The sequence below is a fragment of the Clostridium sp. genome (genome assembly GCF_036642255.1).
GTDB lineage: Bacteria > Bacillota > Clostridia > Clostridiales > Clostridiaceae > Clostridium_J.
Genome location: NZ_JAVWDJ010000079.1, coordinates 1 through 9,451, shown reverse-complemented (window position 1 = coordinate 9,451; position 9,451 = coordinate 1). Strand labels below are relative to the sequence as shown.

Annotated in this window: 7 protein-coding genes and 1 pseudogene; 1 reads left to right on the top strand and 7 read right to left on the bottom strand. The window is 33.5% G+C overall.

Features of this window, described 5'->3' with window-relative positions; all coding sequences use genetic code 11:
* The 4 genes and pseudogenes from RR409_RS20190 to RR409_RS20175 form a co-directional block, all read right to left on the bottom strand.
* A pseudogene (locus RR409_RS20190) lies at nt 1–265 on the bottom strand (phosphate ABC transporter substrate-binding protein); the annotation flags it as partial.
* A 538-nt stretch (nt 266–803) separates the two neighbouring features.
* The gene (locus RR409_RS20185; RefSeq protein ID WP_332559579.1) at nt 804–2,780 is read right to left on the bottom strand and encodes a S8 family peptidase; all 1,977 of its coding nucleotides are present in this window, start codon (nt 2,778–2,780) and stop codon (nt 804–806) included.
* Between the two features lie 145 nt (nt 2,781–2,925).
* On the bottom strand, nt 2,926–3,135 hold the full coding sequence (locus RR409_RS20180) for a hypothetical protein (protein WP_332559578.1): 210 nt from the start codon (nt 3,133–3,135) through the stop codon (nt 2,926–2,928).
* Nucleotides 3,128–4,084, bottom strand: a complete 957-nt coding sequence (locus tag RR409_RS20175) for a YafY family protein (protein ID WP_332559577.1) — start codon at nt 4,082–4,084, stop codon at nt 3,128–3,130. Before RR409_RS20175 ends, RR409_RS20180 begins: the two co-directional genes overlap by 8 nt.
* A 145-nt stretch (nt 4,085–4,229) precedes the next feature.
* Here RR409_RS20175 and RR409_RS20170 point away from each other — a divergent pair, with 145 nt between their 5' ends.
* On the top strand, nt 4,230–4,652 hold the full coding sequence (locus RR409_RS20170; protein ID WP_332559576.1) for a VOC family protein: 423 nt from the start codon (nt 4,230–4,232) through the stop codon (nt 4,650–4,652).
* An 84-nt stretch (nt 4,653–4,736) separates the two neighbouring features.
* On the opposite strand, the gene RR409_RS20165 is transcribed toward RR409_RS20170, so the two are convergent.
* The 3 genes from RR409_RS20165 to RR409_RS20155 all read right to left on the bottom strand — a co-directional run.
* Entirely contained in the window at nt 4,737–5,486 is a 750-nt protein-coding gene (locus RR409_RS20165; protein WP_332559575.1) for a DUF6273 domain-containing protein, read from the bottom strand.
* An 841-nt stretch (nt 5,487–6,327) separates the two neighbouring features.
* Nucleotides 6,328–8,175, bottom strand: a complete 1,848-nt coding sequence (locus RR409_RS20160) for an APC family permease (protein WP_332559574.1) — start codon at nt 8,173–8,175, stop codon at nt 6,328–6,330.
* 475 nt (nt 8,176–8,650) lie between these two features.
* The coding region (locus RR409_RS20155) for an ABC transporter substrate-binding protein (RefSeq protein ID WP_332559573.1) at nt 8,651–9,451 on the bottom strand (801 nt) is incomplete at its 5' end.

Genomic DNA, 9,451 nt, shown 5'->3' with positions numbered 1-9,451 from the left:
ACCCACCACCTGTTCCTGAAATTGCAACTGGTATTTGCACCTCAGGGTTCTCTTTGTTAAACTCTTCTGCCATTGCTTCTGTTATTGGTCCTACAGTAGAGGATCCATCAGCTTGAATGGTTCCTGATAATTTTTCTGTTTGAGCTGCATTATTATTTGTATTGTTAGTTTCTCCACCATCTTTATTCCCACAACCTACAAAAACTCCTGACATCATTGTAATAGCTAATGCTGATACAATAAGTTTTAAACTTTTCTTCTTCATTAAAAAATCCCTCCAATTTATATTAAGTTAATTTGTTTTCATCTTTTCCTTACAATACTTATTTTAGTATGTTTTATTTAAGCCCTGATTATGTATTGGTTAAGTTATGAAAAATCCTTGTTAACTATATTTAACAAAGAAGGTAAAAATATAGCAGCTTCCTACCACTTTAACCACAGTTTGGAGGATGAGTCTAAAACCTTCTAAATTGGCTAGCCTAAAGCTCTTTCCAGGTCCCCGTACAAAAATCAAAGTCAACTACTCAGCCTTTAATCTAATCTGCCTAGGAAGTTCTGCCTCTAACCATATTTCTATATAAAAAAATAAACTGTTTTTTACATTGCTTTGCTTTGTAAAAACAGTTTATCAATTATTGAGTATATTTCTTTCCATTTATGGACCCTTGTGATGTTCTTATTTAGGGGTTTCCTATTGTAATTTGTATCTGTCAACAAGCACACTCATGTAAAAAAGGTGTCATCACTGGCACCTTAGTTTAATTTGTTGTGAGGCTTTTTAAAGCTTATCATTTTAAAATTTATTTTCTGTATTTATTATTTATTCTTTTATACACTTCAAAAGGTATATTTATATATAAGTAGCTTGTAGATTCATCTTTAACATAACTCTTAGCAGCCCTACTATTATTGTTAGTATTGGTATTGTTATCCTTAGTATTACTGCTGTTATTATCATTAACCATGCTATTGTTATTATTACTTATAGTAATCATAATCTCATGCAATTTATTGATATTTAGTCTTCCATAACCCCATTGTCGATCTGGATATATTACATTCTCATCTTTATCTGTAGAACCTATTAGTATATTTTTTATTGTTGGTGGGGAAAGCTGTGGATAATTTCCTTTCACATTGCCCCATTGATATATTAATGCCACTGCTCCAGCAAGTATAGACCCTGCCATTGCACTACCGCTACCTATAATCAGTGAATTATTTAGTCCCACAGTAAGTAAATTAATTCCACCAGTGGAGAATGAGGGTTCTATTATTCCATATCTCGGGAACCCTCTTCCAGAGTTTTCTACAATAGTGTTATTCATTTCGTTATAGTATGCAGTGGATATTATATTTAAGGAAGTACCAGGAGTTAACAAAGTTGTATAAGGATCAGGAATCAAGACTCTAGTGCCTCCCTTTAGTAACTCTAAATGAGGTAACCAACAATCATACATTCCACTAACAATTGACTTTCCAAATAGACTTATCTTCCATATCCCTTCCATAGTATTTTTTATTACTATATTTATACTTATAGTACCAGAAAGCTCTTCTTCTATTAAGTACTCAACGGTTATACCATTTTCCTCTCGAGTTAAGTATTGTATCTGCCCACTTTCTGAAGGTGTAGAAATTCCGGTTATGGAATTTCCTGAAGGTGATGTTATCCCAATTGATATGCTATCAGGTCTTTTAGTGTAAATTGCTAGAGCTAAGGAGGTTTGACCAACCCCTACATTAATAAAAATTTCCCCTATTTCTCCAGTTTCACTTATTTCCCCACTGGTATGAGTGTATCCTCTACCTTGATTTCCTGTATCTGTAACTACAGAAAAATCCCTTTTATTTGTTATGTTGTCAATATATCTCTCTAATATAGTATTGCCATCACGCCCCCCAAAATTACTTCCTAATGGTAGATAAACTACCATTGGTTTTTTAAGACTTGCTTGTAAATCTGAAAGGTACTTCAGTGCAGAAGTTATAGCAGTAGTTTGATAAACATTTTTAGTCCCCTTTTCAATACCTATGGATTCTAAGTAATCTGCCTTAGGCTCCTCTAATTTCACAATGGCAAATTCACACTTAGGTACTACACTGTTAAGCTTAACTAATTCATCTAAGCTTCTGCCACCAATCAAACCTGCAATGGCCGTTCCATGACCTACCTCGTCTTTATGAGGTACAATTTCATAGGAAGCCCCTCCAATTGTATTTGCTCTTATTGCCTCGTTAATATTGTCTTTGTTATATACTGTACCGAAAGGGATGTCTTGCGGGCTAGGTCCAGTTCTTATAGTCTGATCCCAAATTGATATAATTCTACTTTCCCCTGTTTCTGTCATAAACCTAGGATTTAAGTAATCTATTCCTGTACCAATAATTCCAACAATTACCCCTTCACCATCAAGTGGAATGCTGCTTTCATAAATAATTTCTGGTGAAGTTACTTCATTGTTTATTACTAATTCGGAAAGAGTGTAAACTAAGTTTCTTTCAATACTAGTAATTTCACGTACATTTTCTAGTAAAGTACTTAACATTCCCTTTCTTACAAATAGTATTGCAAAAAACTTATCACTAATAAAAACCTGAGCATAATCAACGTTATCTATTGCTGCTTTTATATCTCCAACATAATCTATAAAATATGTTTCATAATCCTCACTTAAGTAATACTCTTCAAAGCTTTGTAAAGGCAAGTTATTAACCTCTGGTACACCTAACTCTCTGAATATATTAGGTTGGTAATCTAAGTCACTGTGTTTCATAATACATCATCACCCTATTTTGTTCATTTGATTATAGTATATTAACCTTAAGATAGATAAGTTCCTTTATTTGATTTAAGCAAAAAAAGAACTACAAAAGCTGTAGTTCTTCATAACATATCTCCATAAAATTTGATACTCTTGCTTAATAGATATTTATAACAATACTTATTGTTATATTGTTATATTTATAAGAATATATAGTATCCGTGTGGGTTTCAGAGTTTTTTAATAATTCATTATCAAGAGCAATGGGCATAGCTTTTTCATTAATACTTCTATTCTTCCAAAGCCCCTTACCAAAATGAACTTGTTCATTATTTAATGCCCCCAAAAACTCATTATATCTATTCATCAGAAATGTTGTACATCTTTAAAATTGTATTTAATTTTTCTTTTATACTTTCTACTAATTCAGGTGGTTTTTTTACAAAAGCTTCATTACCATAGGCAATAAAATAATTTGAAAAAAAGTCTATATCATGGTTTGCAATGTTACCAGTTAAAACCCCTGTGCCTTCCTTATGTTTACTTAACTCAATGTTAAACCAGGTGGTAGCTTGAAATCTCTCCACTCCTTTGTTCGTTAGCTCTACCTCTAACTCAATATTTTGTTTATTATTAGCAAAAACTAAGTAACGATTCTGTAAAGTTATACCAGATAAATCAACAGGTTTAATATCTTCATCAAGTTCCACAGACTTAATACGGTCACATCTAAAAATACGATAGTCTTTAGACAAAAAACAATAGGATGGACAATACCATTTCCCTTCATTAACATAAATGCCAATTGGTTGAATACTTCTAAGCTTACTTTTCCCATTAGTCTCATAACTGATAGTAATAACACGCTGCTGGATTGCTGCATCTAAAAGTTCCCTTAGAAATGGAATCTGCTCTTCTTGATAAACTGAAACAAAATCAACCCTGTGTTGTATGCTGTCTATCATATCTCTTGTGTCTCCGGAGAGATTTAAGTAAAACTTCTTTTTGATAGATTCATACTCAACATTAAATGGAAGAGAAGTATAATGTCTTAGTGCATGTATCATAAAAAATATTGATATGGCCTCTTCCTCTCTAAATGCAATTGGAGGAAGAACTCTTTCTTTTAGCACCTGGTACCCACCATGTGGTCCAACTTCCGAATATAACGGAACCCCCATCTCACTTAGTTCCTGTAAATCTCTCAAAATAGTTCTATTTGATACCCCGAATTCTTTTGCAAGTTCACCAACTGTGAATCTTCTCTTCCTATTAACCATCATAATCATTTCATTTAATCTTTTTGCCTTTGACATATGCACCTCCAAAATAACTATGACATAGTTTGTCACCATTATAATATAAAATTATTTATAAATAAACTATTCATAAGGTTTATTTACACACATTAGTATCAAATAATATTAACCACTTATAAAAATCCCGAAGGAGATGTTTATTATGTCATTACAACTAGTTCCTTATATTTTAATGAATAGTAGAGCAAAGGAAGCAATTGAATATTATAAAGATACCTTAAAGGCAACTGTTCTTTTTCAACAAACTTTTGGGGAGGGCCCAAAAGATGAAATGTCAAATATAAAAAAAGATGAGCTAGATCTTATAGCTCATGCAGTATTAAAAATTGGTGAAAATAAAATTATGATTGCCGATACTATTCCTGAGCTTCCATTTCAAGCTGGAAATCAAGTTTCAATTTGTATCACAACCAGTGATATTGTGCAGGCAAAGGAGCTTTATGAAGGTCTGAAAAAAGAAGGCAAAGTGCTCATTGAGCTTAATGAAATTTATTTCAGCCCTGGATATGGCATGGTAACAGATAAGTTTGGAGTTACTTTTCAAATTTATACTAATAGACAATAACTATAATTAATTGTTAAAAACACATGATAAAAGCTATCATGTGTTTTTAATTTCTTATTTAAAAATAGGAAAAACATAAAATATCTATAATTCAAGATTAATTTTTATTGCAGGGCGAACTCCATCGCGAGCTACACTCACATTGGCATAGCTACGGATGCTGCAGCCTGTACCGATAAAATATGCACGGGAAGACTTGTTTCCTTGTGTTCGCAGCCACCACCACGAACATCCAACTTCTTCGCCATTTCTTATAATATAGTTATCTTTGTTTGTTTTATCATATACATATAAATTGCATCCATCAGCTTTTTTCCTTTTTGCAAACTCCGTTCCAACTGAAATGAGGAAGTTTTTCCCCAGTTTATTAGATGCATCCATTATCTCATTAACACTAAGTAAAAAAACCTTGTCCTCCGTATCAGGAGTTCCCTCTCCATTATCCCTGCAGAGAGTTGTGTTTATAAGTTCCTTTTCAGCAGCAGAGAATGCAGTGTTATAGAATTCATCATTGAGCCAATGGCGCAAATCACAATCACTCCAGGTAATATCCACACAATCTTGCCACCTGATATTCGCAGACTTGCCATGATATCTTTTACAATCTAAAATGCCTTCGCTCAAAAGGAATAACTCACTTCCAGTGTTTTGTAGCACTCTCCACTTTATTGGTGCTAGATCAGTTCCATCCAAGTTCTGTGGATAGGCACCAAAGGTAATGATTTCTCCAGGTTTTGCATTCCTATTACATTCAACTATTTGCATATTCTTATCCTCCTGTATAGTATATAAATTATCCTTGGTTCCCATAATACTCACTTTCTTTTTATCCACAATTGCCCCTCTTTAAATTTCTTTTTTTTTACTTATTAGCTCATCTATATAACACATCAATTCCTTTGTATTACCCTTTGCTTCAGATAAAGAAGATAACAACCGGTTATCTAAACCCTCAGTTTCTTCAGTTAAAAACCTACCATTTTCATCTGTTCCAAATACGTTTTAGTATAAGCCCTGTAGCCATTTCTCATATAACATAACAGTGTTTAGATGCATCCCCATTATTCTCGCAATTTCAGAAGTACTATAGGTCCCATTAAGTACCTCCACTTTGGTTACCCAAATTTCGTTTTTCATTATAGCATACAACTAAAACCTTGGTGCGATAGTGGAGTGTTTTAGAATTTTTATTTCCTTTTAGTTTTTTCATTTCCCTTTAACATAGGTTTTCAAGGTGAATTTTATTTTATTCATTGTGAAAACCTTAAAATAATTCGCCTTAAATTGAGAATATGTCCTGACTTTCTTTCCCACCAAATATTTCAAAGTTTTCATTAAGCTATTAACCACTTTTAAAGTAAAGTTTTCCTTTAGTTAGATTATCAGCTAGACAGTTTTCCCAATGGAAATCACTATAAAAAACCCTCTAGATTTCTCTAGAGGGTCCTTTTTCAAAGGGGTAATTCTTCATAGTGGATTTTGTTAAATAAGTCTTTTTAATAGGAGGGGTACCTTTTAAAAACTTTTAACTACCAAATCCAGTAATGCCTTAACTAATGCCAGGGCATATACACTGGTCTTGAAGTATTTTTTATGTTTCAGCTTTGGCTATAGTTGAATAAAAGATAATAATCAACCCTATTAGTATCTCCGTAGCAACTCATCAGCATTAAATTTATAAATCAATCTTTTCTAAATGGTAGGGGTAGGTTGAGACTACAACATTCTTATTTCTTAATAGGTTTTCCCTGATAAGAAAACCTGTATGGTTGTGCAGGACTTGCCCCAAACCCTCGTGAGTTATAAACTGTGGTAACATAACTGTGATTTTTTCATCATCCGTAGTGGCATTAGCTATAATGTTAATATAATGCAATAACGGTGTAATTACTGTTCTATAGGTAGAGTACTTTGTTACAAGCACTATATCTGTATTAAGCTTTTCCCATCTACTTTTTAACTTTTCAATAGCTTCCTCATCTGTAGAAACATTAAGGGCTATAACATATGAAGATAAGCTTCTTGCATGCTGCAAAGCTACCAAAGTGGCTTTGTTTAAGCTAGCAATGGGAACAATAATAATGTGAGCAATATTTCGATTAAAATTAAGTTCCTTTAAGTCTTCAGTTTCAACCCTTAGCTGAGCAGCAACACTATTGTAGTGTCTTTTTATCGACAGCATGGCTAGAACCAGGACTGGTATTACTATAATAACCATCCAAGCTCCATGCGCAAACTTTTCATAGGCTATAATTAAAGTTGTTGCAGCAGTTATAAAGGCACCAAACCCATTAATGATAGCACGAACTTTCCAACCTTTTTCTTCAGATTTTATCCAATGTCTTACCATCCCCGTCTGAGCCAAAGTAAAGGAGAGAAATACACCTACTGCATATAAAGGTAGTAGGCCGTGAGTATTTGCATTAAATATAACTATTAATATGCAGGCTACGAAAGCCAACGCAACTATTCCATTTGAAAAACCCAATCTTTTTCCTCTTGCAGTAAACTGCCTCGGTACAAATCCATCTTTTCCTACAGAACACATAAGCATTGGGAAGCCCGTAAATGCTGTATTACATGCCATAATAAGTATCATAGCTGTTGAGAATTGAATTACATAAAACATAAAACTGTTACCAAAAACCCCATAAGCTATTTGAGCAACAACAGTAGGATACCCAACAGGAATAGTTTGATACAACCTTGCTAGTATTGATGTACCACCAAAAATAAATAGTATTAAACAAGATAACAGTACCATAACAGTCTTCGCATTTTTTTGGGCTGGTTCCTTAAAGTTTGGTACAGAGTTGCTTACCGCTTCAAGACCTGTTAATGCGGAACACCCTGAGGAAAAGGCCTTTAGAATAAGAAAAAAGCTTAACTCCTTTACAGCTATTATCTCCTGCTGAACCATTGGCTCAGGTGCACCATAGATAGCATATTTTATAATCCCATAAATTATCATAACAATCATGCTTACTACAAAAATATAGGCAGGTAAGCTGAATATTCTAGCTGACTCACTAACCCCTCTAAGGTTTAAGATTGTCAGTACTATTATAATGCTTACTGCCAGTGCAACTCTGTGTTCACTTAAATTGGGAAATGCAGATATTATTGCAGCAACTCCAGCGCTGGCACTTACAGCAACAGTTAGTATATAATCAATTAGTAGAGCTGATGCTGCTACCAATCCTGATTTTACATTAATATTTTCCTTAGCAACCATGTATGCGCCACCACCCTGAGGGTATGCACGTATTATCTGAGTATAGGAAACCGTTAGTATAAGAAGCAATGCTATAATCATTAATGAAATCCATCCTAGCCATCTATAAGATGCTAGTCCAATTGCACTAATCAATACAATCAGTATCTCTTCAGCAGCATAGGAAACAGATGAAACAGCATCACTGGCCATAATAGCCAATCCAAAAGGAACATTGTATCTTTCATTGGAACTTTTTTCGTTCGGCAAAGGTTCACCGATGACTAAATCTAAAAATTTCTTAAGCATATAAATACCTCCATTATACTTACAAAAGAGCACCTCTTTCTTGTAACATATGTCATATTATACTGGCTTGTCATTTATGTCAAACGTAGTAAATATGTGATTTTTTCAATATCAGACTGTTTTTATTCATGTCACCGTTTACAAGGTATCATTACTTTATTAACATTCCTTAAGCGCTTTTATTCTATAAGTTAAGTGTTTTCCTTATGAATTCATCAGTGTTTTCCATCCATTAATATAGAGTTCTCACTATAATTTAATTTTGCGCTAACAATTTCACCAATGCAAATCACTATAAAAAACCCCCTAGATTTCTCTAAGGGGTAATTCTTCATAGTGGATTTTGTTAAATAAGTCTTTTTAATAGGAGGGGGACCTTAAAAAGAAATTTTTAACAAACTATCCACTTACTAATGAGTATTTTAAAAAAACTATTTAGTAAGGGCCCTTTTAGCAAAGAGGGGTAAATTACTAATTATTTAACTTCCTTAACTGCTTTTTCAGCAAATTGATTATCAACCACTTTTTCATATGGTGGTCTTTCTTTTAAAAGTTCTGGGTTATAAGATTGAACTATATCCATTAATCTTGTCATATCAGCTTTTTGAACTACTGGAGTTTGTGAGAAAGCTTCGATTTCTCTGTAATTCTTAACAACTTGAACCATTATAGCTTCATCTGTATCTGGGAAGAAAGTTTTAATAGAAGCTATTACTTCAGCATCAGTTTTTTTGTTTAACCAAAGTTGTCCTTTATAGATAGCTCTTGTGAATTTCTCTATGATTTGTGGATTCTTTTCCATATAGGATTTTGTTGCATAGAAACAAGTGTATGGTAGGTTTCCTGCTGCTGCACCTACAGAATGAATTGAACCACCTTGATCTTTAACTATCATACTAGCTGTTGGTTCAAATATTGCTGCATATTCTCCAGTACCACCTTTAAATGCAGCTGGAACAACACCAAAAGCGATGTTAGTTATCATATTCATATCAGTTTTAACATTAATTCCATGGTTTCTAAGCACATATTCAAAAGCCATTTGTGGCATTCCACCAGGTCTTCCTCCTATAACTTCTTTACCTTTTAAAGATTCCCATTTAAAGTTTGGTTCTTCTTTTCTTGAAACTAGGAAAGACCCGTCCTTTTGAGTAAGTTGTGCAAATACTATTGGATAATCTTCTCTTTGTTGATTGTAGATATAAAGTACTTGTTCTGGGCCTGAGAAACCTATGTCTGCATTTCCGCTGAGAAGTTGTTGCATGGTTTTATCTGC

What these genes read in the sequence shown, in the direction of transcription:
- RR409_RS20185 (WP_332559579.1), bottom strand. Translation starts at nt 2,780, where the DNA reads ATGAAACACAGTGACTTAGATTACCAACCTAATATATTCAGAGAGTTA.
- RR409_RS20180 (WP_332559578.1), bottom strand. Translation starts at nt 3,135, where the DNA reads ATGAATAGATATAATGAGTTTTTGGGGGCATTAAATAATGAACAAGTT.
- RR409_RS20175 (WP_332559577.1), bottom strand. Translation starts at nt 4,084, where the DNA reads ATGTCAAAGGCAAAAAGATTAAATGAAATGATTATGATGGTTAATAGG.
- RR409_RS20170 (WP_332559576.1), top strand. Translation starts at nt 4,230, where the DNA reads ATGTCATTACAACTAGTTCCTTATATTTTAATGAATAGTAGAGCAAAG.
- RR409_RS20160 (WP_332559574.1), bottom strand. Translation starts at nt 8,175, where the DNA reads ATGCTTAAGAAATTTTTAGATTTAGTCATCGGTGAACCTTTGCCGAAC.